The organism is Brevundimonas sp. M1A4_2e (assembly GCF_053345555.1).
Window position 1 is genome coordinate 447,558 of record NZ_JBKFAI010000003.1, and the last position, 14,768, is coordinate 462,325.

Below are 14,768 nucleotides of genomic sequence, written 5' to 3' on the forward strand. Positions count from 1 at the left end.
CCCTTGCGCGGCGCGAGCGGGCTCCTAAGGTGCCGACGACAGGTTACTGGCGGACCGTATACAGTGCGTAATTCATGACTACCATCAGGACAGTCGCCGTCATCGGCGCCGGGCAAATGGGTTCGGGCATCGCTCAGGTGGTGGCCGCCGGCGGCTATGAGGTGAAGCTGTACGACATTGCGTCGGATCGGGTGACCCTGGCGCTGGGCGAGATCGCGGCAAGCCTGGCGCGTCGCGCCTCGCGCGGCCTGTCGACCGAGACGGAGGCCCAGGCGGCGCTTCAGCGCATCACCGCCGTGGCGACCCTGGCCGAGGCGGCCAGGGCGGATCTGGTCATCGAGGCCGCGTCCGAGGAAGAGGCGGTCAAGAAGGGCGTCTTCACCGAGCTGACGCCCCTGCTGGGGCCGGATACGCTGCTGGCGTCCAACACCTCCTCGATCTCCATCACCCGCCTGGCCTCGGTGACGGATCGGCCCGAGCGTTTCATCGGCCTGCACTTCATGAAGCCGGCGCCGACGATGAAACTGGTCGAACTGGTGCGCGGCATCGCCACCTCGGCCTCGACCTTCGAGACGGCGGTAGGCTTCGCCGAGAGCCTGGGCAAGATCACGACCGAGTCCGAGGACTTCCCGGCCTTCATCGTCAACCGCATCCTGGTGCCGATGATGAACGAGGCGGTCTATGTGCTGTACGAGGGCGTGGGCGATGTCGCCTCGATCGACAAGGCGCTGAAACTGGGCGCCAACCACCCGATGGGGCCGTTGGAGCTGGCGGACTTCATGGGGCTAGACGTGGCCCTGGCGATCATGAACGTGCTGTATGAAGGCCTGGCCGACAGCAAATACCGCCCCTGTCCGCTGCTGGTGAAATATGTCGAGGCCGGCTGGCTGGGCAAGAAGAGCGGGCGCGGCTTCTACGACTATTCCGGCGAGACGCCGGTCCCGACCCGCTGATGGCCGGCGCTTTTCCCTCCCTGCCGGGTCTGAAGCGCGTGGCGCCGCGGCGCGGCGCGGGCGCCCTGATCCCGGCCGCCTTGGCGGCCGCGGCCTGGCCCCCGGTGATCCTGACCCTGTTCATCTGGCCGCCCGAGAACTGGTGGTCGGGCGTGGACACGGACTGGCGGCTGGTGTTGCTGGCGGTGGGACTGATCGCGGCGCCGGTCGGGCTGTGGCTGCTGCTGAACAGCCACGCCAGGACGGGCCGCCCCTCGACGCGGCTGGGGGTGATCGGCCGCTTCACCGTGTTCGGCGGCCTGCTGGCGGCGGCGATGCAGGCGACCATGGCTGTGATCATGGCGACCCTGGCGGGCGCCGCGTCGCAGAGCTTGGTTCAAGGCCTGGGTGCGATCGAGACGGCGCTGTTGATCTATGGTGTGGCGGGACTGCCTTTGGCCGTCATGGTGGGCGTCAGCTATGCGCTGTGGGGCGGCCTGTGCGTCGCCTGGCTGGGCTTTGTCCCGGCGCCCGTGGTCAAGAACCGCATGGGCGTGCTGCAAGAGCGGGACGTTACGGGGATTTAACGTGAACTGTCGCGTTGGTCCCGCCTAAGCCTCCAGTCTTCACGCAAAGGACAGGGGCGAGCATGAGGGATCAGGTCGCGGCGGCGCCGCCGACGCCGGTGGCGGCGGTCCACCGAATCGTTACGCTGGACGTGCTGCGCGGGGCGGCGGTTCTGGGGATTCTGGCGGTCAACGCGGCGGCCTTCGCCCTGCCGATGTTGGCGATCGAGATGAGCAGCGGCCCGTCGCCCTTTCCGGCCGAGGCGAACGCTTCGGGCGTGGCGCAATGGATCATCGCCGTCTTCTTCCAGCAGAAGTTCGTCACCCTGTTCTCCATGCTGTTCGGCGTCTCGATCTTCCTGGTCGGCGGCGAGCGGGGCGATGAGGCGAAGGAGCGCGTTCTGCGTCGCCGCCTGCTGTTTCTGGCCCTGTTCGGCCTGATCCACGGCGCGGCCTTCTGGTACGGCGACATCCTGCTTCTGTACGCCTGGTCCGGCCTGTTCGTGATGACCATGCGGTCGATGCCCGCCGGACGGCTGATCTGGATCGGGGCGGGGGTCACGGTGGTCCTGGGGACCCTTCAGGCCGGTCTGATGTTGCTTATGGCGAACTTCCCCGAGGCGATGAGCAGCGAGGCTTCGGACGGGACGGTCGCCGCCTCCATCGCGGCCTATCAAAGCGGCTGGGCCGGCGCCGCGCTGGAGAACCTGAAGACCTGGGCCATCGCCCAGGGGATGAACCTGCTCATGTATGTGTTTTCGACTGTGCCGCTGATGATGCTGGGGCTGGGCCTGTTCAAGGCGGGCTTCTTCCACGGCCGGATGTCCATGCGCGTCTATGTTTCGCTGATGGCCGGCGGGGCTGTCGTCCTGGCTCTGCTGGCCGGGCTGGAGTGGATGGAGATTCAGGCGGGGGCTGAGGTCGAGGCGACCGGCGGCTGGGCGATGGCGGTCGGTTCGTATCCGCTGATCATCACCCTGGGCTATGCTTCGGCGCTGATCCTGGCGACGACGCGCGGGGTGGGCTGGCTGCGCAAGGCTCTGGCCCCGGTGGGGCGGATGGCCTTCACCAACTATCTGACCCAGACGCTGATCATGGCGACGATTTTCTACATGCCCTGGGGGCCGCGCCTCTTCGGCCAGGTCGACTATCCGATGCAGTGGGCCATCGTCGTCGGCGTCTGGGCGCTGCAGCTGATCTGGTCGCCCTTGTGGCTGTCGAAGTTCACCATGGGGCCGTTCGAATGGCTGTGGCGGCGTTTGAGTTATGGGCGCGATCTGCCGCTGCGCCTCTCGGCCTGAGGGCGGATGGGGCGGCTCGGGGCGGACTGTTAGTTGCGGCGGCGTATCTGATGGCTTAATCGCCGCCTCATGACCGACGAAGCCTCTAACCGCCCCGAAGCTCGCGCCCCGCGTGGGTTCGCCGACCGTCGCGGCCGCGACCTGACCGCCGAGCGCCGCATCGTCGCGCGCGTGTCCGAGGTCTATGAGCGCTGGGGCTTCGAGGCGCTGGAGACCCCGGCGTTCGAATACGCTGACGCCCTGGGCAAGTTCCTGCCCGACGCCGACCGTCCGAACGAGGGCGTCTTCGCCCTCCAGGACGACGACGATCAGTGGATGGCCCTGCGCTACGACCACACGGCGCCGCTGGCCCGCTTCGCCGCGCAGAACTGGGAGACCCTGCCCAAGCCGTTCCGCCGCTACGCCTATGGGCCGGTGTGGCGCAATGAGAAGCCGGGGCCCGGCCGCTTCCGCGAGTTCTGGCAGTGCGACGCCGACACCGTCGGCTCGGACCGGCCGGAGGCCGACGCCGAAATCATCGCCATGGGCTGCGAAGGCCTGCGCGCGGCGGGCCTGGCGGCTGGGCAGGCGGTGATCCGCGTCTCCAACCGCAAGCTGTTCGACGGCCTGTTCGATGCGGGCGGAATCGCCGATCCGGTGCAGCGGCTGACGGCCCTGCGCGCCGTGGACAAATACGACCGCCTGGGCGTCGAGGGCGTGCGCCTGTTGCTGGGCGAGGGGCGTCTGGACGAGTCGGGCGACTATACCAAGGGGGCGAACCTGCCCGCCTCGGTTATCGGCGCGATCGAAGCCTTCCTGGCCTCGGCCGAGACGCCGGGGCTCAGCCGCGCGGGCGTGCTGGACGCCGTGTCCGGCGCCGCCTTGGACGCCGCTGGCGAAGAGGCGCTGAAGGAACTGGCCGCCATCGACCGCGCCCTGACGGCCATGGGCGTGGCGCAAGACGACGTGCGGTTCGACCCGACCATCGTGCGCGGGCTGGAATACTACACCGGCGCGGTGTTCGAGGCCGAACTGCTGCTCGACACCAAGGACGAGAAGGGCAGGGCCGTGCGCTTCGGCTCGATCGGCGGCGGCGGGCGCTATGACGACCTGGTGTCGAGGTTCACCGGTCAGTCGACGCCGGCGACGGGCTTCTCCTTCGGCGTGTCGCGTCTGGCCTCGGCCCTGCGGGCGGCCGGACGCGGCGCCGAGGACGCGACGCGCGGGCCGGTGGTGGCCATCGTCTTCTCCGAGGACGACATGCAGCACTATCTCGACGCCGTGTCCGAACTGCGCGCGGCGGGCATCGCCGCCGAGCTCTATCTGGGCAGGGCGGGCATGAAGGCGCAGATGAAATACGCCGACCGTCGCGGGGCCCCGGCGGCCGTCATCCTGGGCGGGGACGAGATCGCCGCCGGTCAGGTGACGATCAAGGATCTGGACGCCGGACGCGCCCGCGCCGCCGCCATCGCGGACAACGACGCCTGGAAGGCCGAACGTCCCGGCCAGCAGACCGTGGCGCGCGATCAGCTGGTGGCTGTGGTGCGCTCTATTATCGAATGACCTTCGATAATATCCATGACGACGTCGTGACTTATCAACGTTTAGTCATAAAAGCGCAGGCTTTCGGCCCTCGCTTGGTTGACGCACCCCGGCCAATGGCGTCATTTGGTCTCACTCAAGAGGCGCAGCGGCGAGCCGCAGCGACATCTTGAAGGCGTTTCGGGGAGGAAACGTCCGCTCCTGAGAGAGCGTGAAGGCCCGCTGCGATGTATCCCCCGCAGCGGGCTTTTTCATGCTTGAAGCTCAACAACTCTCGAAGGGTGTTTGAGAACGTGCGCGCTTCGGCCCGGCGGCCATGAAAAAAGGGCCGGAGCGTTGCGGCTCCGGCCCTCTTCATTCAGCAGGCGGCGTCCTTACCAGATGCGGACGCGATCTTCCGGGGCCAGGTAGTATTTGTCGCCGGGCTTGACGCCGAAAGCTTCGTACCAGGCGTCGATATTGCGCACCGGGCCGATGACGCGGAACTCGGCCGGGCTGTGCGGATCGGTGGCGATCTGGTTCTTCAGCGCGTCCTCGCGGTACTTCGATTGCCAGACCTGAGCCCAGCCGTAGAAGAAGCGCTGGTCGCCCGTCACGCCGTCGATCACCGGCGCTGGCTGGCCCTTCAGCGACAGGTGGTAGGCCTCCAGGCCCACCGCCGTGCCGGCGGCGTCGCCGATGTTCTCGCCCATCGTCAGCCCGCCGTTGACGTGGAAGCCGGGCAGGGGCTCGAACTCGTCATACTGGGCGCCCAGGCGCGCGGTCAGCGCCTTGAAGTTGGCCTTGTCCTCTTCGGTCCACCAGTTGCGCAGCACGCCGTCGCCGTCGGACTTGGAGCCCTGATCGTCAAAGCCGTGACCGATCTCGTGGCCGATGACGCCGCCGATGCCGCCGTAGTTGACGGCCGGGTCCGCGTCCGGATCGAAGAAGGGCGGCTGCAGGATGGCGGCCGGGAAGACGATCTCGTTATTGGCCGAGTTGTAATAGGCGTTCACCGTCTGCGGGGTCATGCCCCACTCGTCCTTGTCGACCGGCTGTTCCAGGCGCGACAGGCGATAGTTCCACTGGAACTGGCTCATGCGCTGGCTGTTGCCGAACAGGTCGTCGGCCTTGATCTCCAGGCCCGAATAGTCTCGCCACTTGTTCGGATAGCCGATCTTGACGGTGAATTTCTGCAGCTTCTCCTGAGCCGCCGCCTTGGTCTCGGCGCCCATCCACGTCAGGTTGTCGATGCGGTGCGACAGGGCGGTCCGCAGATTGGCGACGAGTTCTTCCATCTTGGCCTTCGACTCGGCCGGGAAGTATTCGGCGACGTACAGACGGCCCGCTGCTTCGCCCAGGGCGCCTTCGGCGAAGCTGATGGCGCGCTTTTCACGGCTGCGCTGTTCGGGCTGGCCCGACAGGTCGCGCGAACGGAACTCCCACTGGGCGTCGGAGAAGCGCTTGGACAGGGCGCCCGCCGCATCGTCGGTGGTGTGGAACGCCTGCCAGGCCTGCAGGGTGGCGACCGGCGTCTGTGCGAAGACGGCGGCGATCTTGGGCATGGCCGTGTTCTGGCGCACGATCAGGCGATCGATCGAGCCCAGGCCGGCGGCGTTGAAATAGCCGTTCCAGTCGAAGCCCGGCGCGTCGGCGGCCAGGCTCTGGATCGAGTACTCATTATAGGTCTTGTCGCGGTCGCGGCTTTCCACCGGCGTCCAGTGCGCCTGAGCAACCTGGTCTTCCAGGGCGATGATGGCGGCGGCCGAACCGGCGGGGTCGTTCCAGCCGATGTTGGTCAGCATCCGCTCGATATAGGCCTGGTACTTCTCTTTCTTGTCGGCGAAGCGAGCATCCAGATAGTAGTCGCGGTTGGGCATCCCCAGGCCCGACTGGCCGGTGGCCACGACGTAGCGGTTTGGGTTCTTCTGGTCGATGGTGATGCCGGTGCCGAAGAAGGACGATCCGACGCGGCCCTGAGTCTGGCCCATATAGGCGGCGATCTTCTCGTGGGTGTCGGCGGCGCGGATGGCGGCCAGGAAGGGCTGCAGCGGTTGGGCGTCCAGCGCCTCGATGCGCGCCTCGTCCATATAGGAGCGGTAGGCGTCAGCGATCTTCTGCTCGTCGGATCCGGCCGCCAGATCCGTGCGGCCCGCCAAATCGTGAATCAGTTCCTTCATCCGGTTGTCGGACAGTTCGCGCAGCAGGGGGAAGGAGCCGTAGGAGGTGCGGTCCGACGGGATGGTCAGCTTGTCGAAGGCGGCGCCGTTGGCGTAGCGGAAGAAGCTGTCGCCCGGCTTCACCGAGGTGTCGCGACCGTTGAGGTCGAAGCCCCAGGTCCCGTATTTCGGCGCCTCGGTTCCCTGCCAGCCCGAAGCGCCGCCTTCGGCGGCCGGGGTCTGGAACAGTTCGAAGACGGTGCAGACGTCGTCGATGCAGGCATGGTCGTGACCATCGCCCGCCAGGGCGGCGCCCGGCGCCAGAAGGGCGACAGCGGCGACGCCTACAAGCAGTTTCTTCATCAAGGTTTCCTCGTTTTCAGCCTCGCGGCGTCAGGTACGAACCCTAGGCCGGAAGCGCAGGCCCCTGTCTTAAAAAAAATTCATCCAGAGGGCGAGGGCTGGGCGGAGGCGGGGGCCTTAGAGGCCGCCGGATACGCGCCGAAGCTGCAATAGAGGTCTGTAAGAGTAAAGTTTCGCCGAGCAGGCGCCGGTCATTGTAACATGGTGCGGCGGGTATTCGTATAATTGCGTAGTCTTCTTGATTGCGCTGCAAGGGTCCGGCAGAGGTTTTTTCGAGATGTGACCCATTTTGGTCATTGTTCGGTGATGAAAGTTCGCCCTTAGTTTCAGGGGCGCCCGTCGTCTTCAGGTTCGGGCCGGGTCGAACGACGCGGTCCGGATTGGCGAGCGCGCCGCCCATTTAAGCCCAGAGCCACCTGTTTATGCGCGTGCCCTCCCCCTCTCTTGCCGAAACCGTCGAAAATGTCGCTCCTCCGCGGATGAATCGCCGTCAGGCGGCGAAGGTTCGCACACGCCTCAAGGTGCTGGATGCGGCGCGGGCCCTGTTCGCAGAGCGCGGCTATGACGCCGCGACGATTCGGGACATCGCCAAGGGCGCCGGAATGTCGACCGGCGCGGTTTTCGCCAACTTCCAGGACAAGGCGGAACTGTTCGAGACGGTCTTTTCCGAGGAAATGGAAGGCCTGCTGAACGACATGCGGACCGGGGCTGCGGGCGTTGAAGGCCGCGTCACCGATCGGCTGACCGCCGCCCTGACGGCCGGTTATCATCGCTCGCTGGGACATCTGCCGCTGATGCAGGCGATGATCGCGCGCTCCTGGTTCCAGCCGGAAGACGCCGATCAACGTTCGCGCGCTTTCGTCGGACCGCTCGTGCTGTGGATCCAGGATCTGCTGCAGGCGGCGGTCGGCGAAGGCGAACTGCGCCAGGACATCGACCAGACCCTGTTGCCGCGCATGATCTGGGACACCTTCATCTCCAACTTCCGTTACGCCGCCTATGACGGCTGGGGCGTCGAGGAACTGACCCCCCATGTGCGCCAACAGCTGGATCTGATCCTGTCGAGCCAGATGGCGCGCCAGTAAGGTCAGAGGGCGGAAATCTGTAAGGGCCGTTCGTCATGGGGCGAGCGGCCCTTTTTCATGCGCGTCGCCCAGACGCGCCGCCTTCATGGGGCGCGACGGAACGTCGCGGCTGTTCGCGTGTTGCGTCCTTTCAAGGCCAAGCTGCGGGAACAGGAGGGGCGAGATGCCATCCATCGAGCGCGGACGCGGATTCGGCAGCGTCCTGGTAAGGCTTCTGGGCATTGTCATCGCCCTGATCGGACTGACGCTGACCATCGGCGGGGGCCAGCTGATCATGCTGGGCGGATCGGCCTATTATCTGATCGTCGGCCTGTTGATGATCGTGTCGGGGGGACTTCTGGCCCTGCTCAGGCCCCTGGGCGCCTGGCTCTATGTCGCCATCTTCATCGGCACCGTTGTCTGGGCGCTGTGGGAGGTCGGGCTAAACGGCTGGGCCCTGGTGCCGCGCGTGGTGGCGCCGTTGGTGCTGTTGATCGCCGTGGTCTTCAGCCTGCCGGTGTTGAAGCGCGACGGGGGCGGCGGTCGGCTGGCGCTGAGCGGGCTGGCGGCCATTGTCGTCCTCGGCCTGATTTCCGGCGTGGTGGTGGCTCAGGCCAACAAGGCGCGGGTGTTGAGCCCCGTTCCCGGCGCCGCGAACGGCGGCGCGGGCGACCCGGCGGTGCTGAAGGTCGGCGCCGACTGGCCCGCCTGGGGCGGCTCGGACAGCGCCCAGCGCTATTCGCCGCTGAACCAGATCACCAAGGACAATGTGAAGGGGCTGCAGCGGGCCTGGACCTTCCGCACAGGCGACCTGCCGGATGAGCGCTGGGGCGCCGAGACGACCCCGCTGAAGATCGGCGACACCCTGTATCTATGCTCGGGTCGCAACCGGCTGTTCGCGGTCGATGCGGCGACGGGCAAGCAGAAGTGGACCTATGATCCCAAGGTCGCGGACGATCAGATCCCCTACACCGCCGCCTGCCGGGGCGTGACCTATTACGCCGCGCCGAATGTGGATGCAGCCCAACCCTGCGCCACGCGCATCATCGAGGGCACGCTGGACGGACGGCTGGTGGCCGTGGACGCCCGCACGGGCGCGCCCTGCGCCGGGTTCGGAACCAACGGCGAGGTCAGCATCAAGCACGGCATGGGCGACCCCTATCCGGGCATGGTGTCGATCACCTCGGCCCCGGTGATCGTGCGCGGGGTGGTGGTGACCGGCCATCAGGTGCTGGACGGCCAGAAGCGCTGGAACGCCTCGGGCGTGATCCAGGGCTTCGACGCCATGACGGGCGAGCTGCGCTTCGCCTGGGACATGATGCGTCCGGACATCACGACCCTGCCGCCCGAGGGCGAGACCTATACGCCCGGCACGCCCAATATGTGGACCACGGCGACAGCCGATGAGGCGCTCGGCCTGGTTTTCCTGCCGATGGGCAACTCCTCGGCCGACTACTATTCCGGCCTGCGCCGTCCGGCGGAGAATGAATATTCGACCTCGCTGGTCGCGCTGGACGTGACCACGGGCAAGCCGCGCTGGCATTTCCAGACGGTGCGCAAGGACGTCTGGGATTACGACCTGGGCTCGCAGGCGACCCTGGTCGACATGCCGGTCAACGGGACCCTGGTTCCGGCGGTGATCCTGCCGTCCAAACAGGGCGACCTCTATATTCTGGACCGCCGCACCGGCCAGCCGCTGCACAAGGTGGAGGAGCGCCGCGTGCCGCAGGGCGGCGTCGAGCCGTCGCAGCGCAGCCCGACCCAGCCCTTCTCCCTGTTCCACACGCTGAGAAAGGCCGACCTGACCGAGCGTGACATGTGGGGCATGTCGCCGATCGACCAGATGGTCTGCCGCATCCAGTTCCGTCAGGCGGCCTATGACGGCTACTTCACCCCGCCGACGGCGGATCGCTACTGGATCCAGTACCCGGGCTACAACGGCGGCTCGGACTGGGGCGGGGTGGCGGTCGATCCGGCGCGCGGCGTGATCGTCGCCAACTACAACGACATGCCCAATCACAACCGCCTGGTGCCCCGCGCCGAGGCCGACCGTCTGGGCTGGTTCCCGCGCGACGACCCTCGCTACATCGAGCGCGAGAAGGAGGCGGCCAACCGCGGCGGCAATCTGTCGAAGTCCAAGGCCGAGGGGGCGGGCGATCCGCAGATGGGCGTGCCCTACGCCATCGACGTCAATGCGGGCTGGCGGGTCAAGTTCACCGGCCTGCTGTGCAAACAGCCCCCCTATGGCGGGATGCGCGCCATCGACCTCAAGAGTGGCCGCACCCTGTGGGATCGTCCGTTCGGCACGGCGCGCAAGAACGGACCGTTCGGCATTCCCTCCATGCTGCCGCTGGAGATCGGCACGCCGAACAACGGCGGCTCGGCGGTGACGGCGGGCGGGCTGATCTTCATCGCCGCCGCGACGGACGACCTGATCCGCGCCATCGACATCGAGACGGGCAAGACGGTGTGGTCGGACGTTCTTCCGGCAGGCGGTCAGGCCAATCCGATGATCTATGAGCAGAACGGGCGGCAGTATTTGGTGATCATGGCCGGCGGGCACCACTTCATGGAGACGCCGCGCGGGGACTATGTCATCGCTTATGCGCTCCCGGAGCGGAAATAGGCGCTCGCCTCTCCCTCCCCGTCCCGGGGAGGGTGGTCGCGAAGCGACCGGGTGGGGAGGGCATGGTGATAAGGGCGCGGCGCTTGATGTGTCAGCGCCTGAATAGCCTTGCCGCCCCCACCCGGCCTCGCCCTGACGGGCTCAGCCACTCTCCCCGGGACGGGGAGGGAGAGGCGTGGCGTTTGTTTCAGGGCCGCGTCTGCCCTTCGCCGCGCACCACATATTTGTAGGTGGTCAGCTGCTCCGCCCCGACGGGGCCGCGGGCGTGCAGCTTTGACGTCGAGATGCCGATCTCGCCGCCGAAACCGAACTCGCCGCCGTCGGCGAACTGGGTTGAGGCGTTGATCAGGACGATGGCGCTGTCGACGCCCTCGGCGAAGCGTCCGGCGGCTTTTTCGTCGGTGGTGACGATGGCCTCGGTGTGGCCCGAGCCGTATCGGCGGATGTGGTCGAGCGCGCCGTCGACGCCGCCCACCACGCGCACCGACAGGATCGGCGCCAGGTATTCTGTCGTCCAGTCCGCCTCGGTCGCCTCGGTCATGCCCGGGACGAGGGCGCGCGCTTCGGCGTCGCCGCGCAGTTCGCATCCTTCGGCGGTCAGGTCGGCGGCCACCGCGGGCAGCAGGCGCTCGGCCGCCGCGCGGTCAACCAGCAGGGTCTCGGTCGCGCCGCACACCGAGACGCGGCGCATCTTGGCGTTCAGGGTCACGCGGCGGGCGACGTCCAGATCGGCGGCGCCGTCCAGATAGGTGTGGCACAGGCCTTCAAGGTGGCCGAGCACCGGCGCCTTGGCCTCGGCCTGAACGCGGGCGACCAGGCTCTTGCCGCCGCGCGGAATGATCAGGTCGATGGCGTCGTCGAGACCCGCCAGAATGGCGCCCACGGCCGCGCGGTCGGGCACGGGCACCAGCTGGATCGCGTCGACGGGCAGGCCCGCCTCGGCCACGGCGCTGCGCACCACGGCGGCGATGGCGCGCGACGACTCCAGGCAGTCCGAGCCGCAGCGCAGGATGGCGGCGTTGCCCGAGCGCAGGCACAGGGCGGCGGCGTCGGCGGTGACGTTCGGGCGGCTCTCATAGATGACGGCCAGCACGCCGATGGGGGTGCGCACGCGAGCGATGTCCAGACCGTTGGCCGGGGTCCAGCGCGCCATTTCACCGCCGACGGGATCGGGCTGGGCGGCGATGGTCTCGACGGCGACCGCCATGCCCTCGACGCGAGCGGGGGTCAGGGCCAGGCGGTCGATCAGGGCCTCGGACAGGCCGGCGTCGCGGGCGCGGGCCACATCGCGGGCGTTGGCGGTCAGGATGCCGGCTTCAGCCGCGCGCAGGCCCCTGGCGAGGCGGGTCAGGGCCTCGGTGCGGGCGTCCGGCGTCGTGGCGCGGAAGGACTCGGCGGCGGCGCGGGCGCGGCGACCCATGTCGATCATCATGTCCAGCATGGCGGCGGCGAGGTCGCTCATCGGTCCTCCAGAATCAGATCGTCGCGGTGGATGACGACCGAGGGGCCGCGGTAGCCCAGCAGGCTTTCGATCGCGTCGGAGTGGCGGCCGCGGATCAGGGCGATCTCATCGGCCGCATAGGACGCCAGACCGACGCCCAGTCGCGCGCCGTCCGGCCCGGTCAGGCGCACGCTGTCGCCCTTGCCGAAGTCGCCGCTGACGGCGACGACGCCGGAGGGCAGCAGGCTCTTCCCTGCACGCAGGGCGGCGACGGCGCCCGCGTCCAGCGTCAGGGCGCCGCCGGGCGCCACGCTGCCGGCGATCCACTGTTTCCACGCGGCCAGAGGGGTGGCGGGCGCCAGGATCAGACTGGCGCGGGCGCCGTCCAGCACCGCCCTCAACGGGTGGTCGGTCAGCCCCGAGGCGATGACGGTGGCGCATCCGGCCGACGCGGCGATCTGGGCCGCCGCCAGTTTGGTCGCCATGCCGCCTGTGCCGACCCCGGCCTGAACGTTGGCGCCCGAGGCCATGGCCAGAACGTCGGGCGTCAGGCGCTCGATCAGCGGAAGGTGACGGGCGTCCGGATCGCGGCGCGGATCGGCGGTGTAGAGGCCGTCCACGTCGGACAGCAGGACCAGCAGATCGGCCCGCCCGAGTTGAGCCGCGCGGGCCGCGAGGCGGTCGTTGTCGCCGTAGCGGATTTCTTCGGTGGCGACGGTGTCGTTCTCATTGACCACAGGGACGACGCCGTGGGCCAGCAGGGCCTCGAGCGTCGCGCGGCCGTTCAGCCAGCGGCGGCGCCGTTCGGTGTCGTCGCGGGTCAGCAGGACCTGCCCCGCCATCAGGCCGTGGGGCGCCAGCGCGTCTTCCCAGGCGTGCATCAGCAGGGACTGACCCACCGCGGCGGCGGCCTGCTTGTCCTGCAGACGGCTGGGCGAGAGGTTGAGCCGACCGCGCCCCAGAGCCACGGCGCCGGAGGAAACGACGATGACGTCGCGGCCCTGGCGGCGCAGTTCGGCGATATCGGCGGCGAGGCTGGCCAGCCAGTCGGCGGCGACGGCGCGTCGATCGGCGTCGAACAGCAGGGATGAGCCGATCTTGACCACCACCCGGCGCGCCTGGGCCAGGGCGGCGGCAGGGGAGGCGGCGCCCTGAGAGGCTTCAAGGAGAGGCGCGGAGGAGGTCACCCGGTCTCCCTACCGCAAGATCCTCGACGGAGCCAAGATTGTGGCGAGGATTATTCGACCGAGCCGTTAAAAATCGCGACGATAATGAATAATATTTAATGGTTGTTGCGGGTGACGGAAGAAGCGGCAAAGAAAACGCCCGGCGGGCGAACCAGCCGGGCGTCTCAGTTTCAGCTTGAGGCTGAAGGTCAGGCTTCGGGATCGGGCGCCTGATCCCACCCGCCCGCCAGGGCCTTGAACAGACCGATCTGGTAGGTGGTGACTTGGGCTTCCGAGGCGGCCAGGGCGGCGTCGGCGCTGGCCAGGGTCCGCTCGGCGTCGAGCACCGTCAGGAAGCTGTCGGCGCCGGCGTCGAAACGCAGGCGCGACAGGCGCGCCGCCGTGGCCGCCTGATCCCGGGCGGTGCGCAGAGCCGTGCGGCGGTCCAGTTCGTTGGCGTAGGCGCTGAGCGCCGTCTCGGTCTCCTGCAGCGCCGTCAGCACGGTCTGGTCGAAGGTCGCCAGGGCCGCGTCCGACTGGGCGCCCGCCTGTTTGATCCGCGCCCGGGCGGCCCAGACGTTGGGGAAGGACCAGGAGATCAGCGGGCCGACGCTGAAGCGGAAGTTGGCGTCCTCGCCCAGATCCGAGGCGTCGAGCGCCGTCGAGCCCAGCGACCCGCCCAGACGGATGCTGGGATAAAGGCCGGCGGTGGCGACATTGACGCTGGCGGCGGCGGCCGACAGGCGGGCTTCCGCCTGACGCACGTCGGGACGACGCGCCAGAAGGGCGGCGCCGTCGCCGACCGGGATCGGCTGCGACAGTTGCGGCGGCGACTGGCAGGCGCGGGCCGCCTCGCTGGCCTCGGCCGGGGTGCGGCCGGTCAGCGTCGCCAGACGGAACAGGGCGCCGTCGCGCGCCGCCCGCAGGGGCGGCAGGCTGGCGCGGGTCTGCTCCAGGGCGGCGCGGGCGCGGGCCACGTCCAGGCCGTTGCCGGCGCCCCCGTCCAGCAGACGTTGAGTCAGATCGACGGTCTGGGCCTGCAGGTCGATGGTCCGCTCGGCGACGGCGATCTGGGCGTTGGCCGAGCAGGTGTCGGCGTAGGCCCGGGCCGTTTCGGCGGCGACGGTCACCCGCACGACCTCCAGCGCGGCGGCGGCGGCGGCCACATCCCCCCGCGCGGCGCGGATGGAGGACTCCACTCGGCCGAACAGGTCGATCTCATAGGCCACGTCCAGACCGACGTCATAGGTGTCGACTTCCGGCAGCTTGGCGCCGTTGGCGGTCGGCACGGTGTCGGTCGAGGCGCGGCTGCGGTTGTACGCGGCCGAGGTGGTCGTGGTCGGGAACCGGCCCGAGCGGGCTTCGGACAGCGAGGCGCGGACGGCGCGCAGATTGGCCGCGGCCGCCTCCAGCTCGTTGTTCTCGGTCAGGGCCTGCTGGATCAGACCGTCCAGCGTCGGGTCCTGATACAGCCGCCACCAGTCGTCGCGGGCCGCCTCGGTCGAGACCGAGGCGGATTGCGAGCCGATGAAGGCGCCCTGGCCTTCGGCCGGGATCGTCGGGAGCGGCGCCTTGGGTCCCACCGCGCAGGCGGCGAGCAGGGCGGCCGACCCCGCGGCGGTCAGCAGAGTGCGGAGTTTGCCGTTCATT

General features: G+C 68.6%; 10 protein-coding genes. 6 read left to right on the top strand and 4 right to left on the bottom strand.

The window, feature by feature from the left end; all coding sequences use genetic code 11:
• Nucleotides 1–74: 74 nt before the first annotated feature.
• From ACLBV5_RS09115 to hisS, 4 genes are all read left to right on the top strand, one after another.
• Nucleotides 75–953: a 3-hydroxybutyryl-CoA dehydrogenase gene (locus ACLBV5_RS09115; RefSeq protein ID WP_447605458.1), complete on the top strand. Its 879-nt coding sequence runs from the start codon at nucleotides 75–77 to the stop codon at nucleotides 951–953.
• A complete protein-coding gene (locus ACLBV5_RS09120) occupies nucleotides 953–1,519 on the top strand; it encodes a hypothetical protein (protein ID WP_134582063.1) in 567 nt (188 codons plus the stop codon). Before ACLBV5_RS09115 ends, ACLBV5_RS09120 begins: the two co-directional genes overlap by 1 nt.
• Before the next feature lie 62 nt (nucleotides 1,520–1,581).
• Complete coding sequence (locus ACLBV5_RS09125; protein WP_447605459.1) at nucleotides 1,582–2,799, top strand: DUF418 domain-containing protein; 1,218 nt, start codon at nucleotides 1,582–1,584, stop codon at nucleotides 2,797–2,799.
• 69 nt (nucleotides 2,800–2,868) lie between these two features.
• Nucleotides 2,869–4,341 carry a histidine--tRNA ligase gene (gene hisS / locus ACLBV5_RS09130; RefSeq protein ID WP_447605460.1) on the top strand — a complete coding sequence of 491 codons (1,473 nt, stop codon included), beginning with the start codon at nucleotides 2,869–2,871 and terminating at the stop codon, nucleotides 4,339–4,341.
• A gap of 353 nt (nucleotides 4,342–4,694) precedes the next feature.
• Here hisS and ACLBV5_RS09135 read toward each other — a convergent pair whose 3' ends face one another.
• A complete protein-coding gene (locus ACLBV5_RS09135) occupies nucleotides 4,695–6,821 on the bottom strand; it encodes a M13 family metallopeptidase (RefSeq protein WP_447605461.1) in 2,127 nt (708 codons plus the stop codon).
• A 479-nt stretch (nucleotides 6,822–7,300) separates the two neighbouring features.
• On the opposite strand from ACLBV5_RS09135, the gene ACLBV5_RS09140 reads away from it, so the two are divergent.
• Nucleotides 7,301–7,906 carry a TetR/AcrR family transcriptional regulator gene (locus ACLBV5_RS09140; protein ID WP_051582050.1) on the top strand — a complete coding sequence of 202 codons (606 nt, stop codon included), beginning with the start codon at nucleotides 7,301–7,303 and terminating at the stop codon, nucleotides 7,904–7,906.
• A 163-nt stretch (nucleotides 7,907–8,069) separates the two neighbouring features.
• Nucleotides 8,070–10,511, top strand: a complete 2,442-nt coding sequence (locus ACLBV5_RS09145; protein WP_447605462.1) for a membrane-bound PQQ-dependent dehydrogenase, glucose/quinate/shikimate family — start codon at nucleotides 8,070–8,072, stop codon at nucleotides 10,509–10,511.
• A gap of 187 nt (nucleotides 10,512–10,698) precedes the next feature.
• On the opposite strand, the gene ACLBV5_RS09150 is transcribed toward ACLBV5_RS09145, so the two are convergent.
• From ACLBV5_RS09150 to ACLBV5_RS09160, 3 genes are all read right to left on the bottom strand, one after another.
• The gene (locus tag ACLBV5_RS09150) at nucleotides 10,699–11,973 is read right to left on the bottom strand and encodes a glutamate-5-semialdehyde dehydrogenase (RefSeq protein WP_447605463.1); all 1,275 of its coding nucleotides are present in this window, start codon (nucleotides 11,971–11,973) and stop codon (nucleotides 10,699–10,701) included.
• Nucleotides 11,970–13,139: a glutamate 5-kinase gene (gene proB / locus ACLBV5_RS09155; RefSeq protein ID WP_447605464.1), complete on the bottom strand. Its 1,170-nt coding sequence runs from the start codon at nucleotides 13,137–13,139 to the stop codon at nucleotides 11,970–11,972. The genes ACLBV5_RS09150 and proB overlap by 4 nt, the downstream gene beginning before the upstream one ends.
• A gap of 188 nt (nucleotides 13,140–13,327) precedes the next feature.
• Complete coding sequence (locus tag ACLBV5_RS09160) at nucleotides 13,328–14,767, bottom strand: efflux transporter outer membrane subunit (RefSeq protein ID WP_447605465.1); 1,440 nt, start codon at nucleotides 14,765–14,767, stop codon at nucleotides 13,328–13,330.
• Nucleotide 14,768: the final 1 nt, after the last annotated feature.

Excerpts from the sequence above, each read along its gene's own strand:
- ACLBV5_RS09125 (WP_447605459.1), top strand. The coding sequence starts at position 1,582 with ATGAGGGATCAGGTCGCGGCGGCGCCGCCGACGCCGGTGGCGGCGGTC.
- ACLBV5_RS09145 (WP_447605462.1), top strand. The coding sequence starts at position 8,070 with ATGCCATCCATCGAGCGCGGACGCGGATTCGGCAGCGTCCTGGTAAGG.
- ACLBV5_RS09135 (WP_447605461.1), bottom strand. The coding sequence starts at position 6,821 with ATGAAGAAACTGCTTGTAGGCGTCGCCGCTGTCGCCCTTCTGGCGCCG.
- ACLBV5_RS09115 (WP_447605458.1), top strand. The coding sequence starts at position 75 with ATGACTACCATCAGGACAGTCGCCGTCATCGGCGCCGGGCAAATGGGT.
- ACLBV5_RS09160 (WP_447605465.1), bottom strand. The coding sequence starts at position 14,767 with ATGAACGGCAAACTCCGCACTCTGCTGACCGCCGCGGGGTCGGCCGCC.
- hisS (WP_447605460.1), top strand. The coding sequence starts at position 2,869 with ATGACCGACGAAGCCTCTAACCGCCCCGAAGCTCGCGCCCCGCGTGGG.
- ACLBV5_RS09120 (WP_134582063.1), top strand. The coding sequence starts at position 953 with ATGGCCGGCGCTTTTCCCTCCCTGCCGGGTCTGAAGCGCGTGGCGCCG.
- ACLBV5_RS09140 (WP_051582050.1), top strand. The coding sequence starts at position 7,301 with ATGAATCGCCGTCAGGCGGCGAAGGTTCGCACACGCCTCAAGGTGCTG.
- ACLBV5_RS09150 (WP_447605463.1), bottom strand. The coding sequence starts at position 11,973 with ATGAGCGACCTCGCCGCCGCCATGCTGGACATGATGATCGACATGGGT.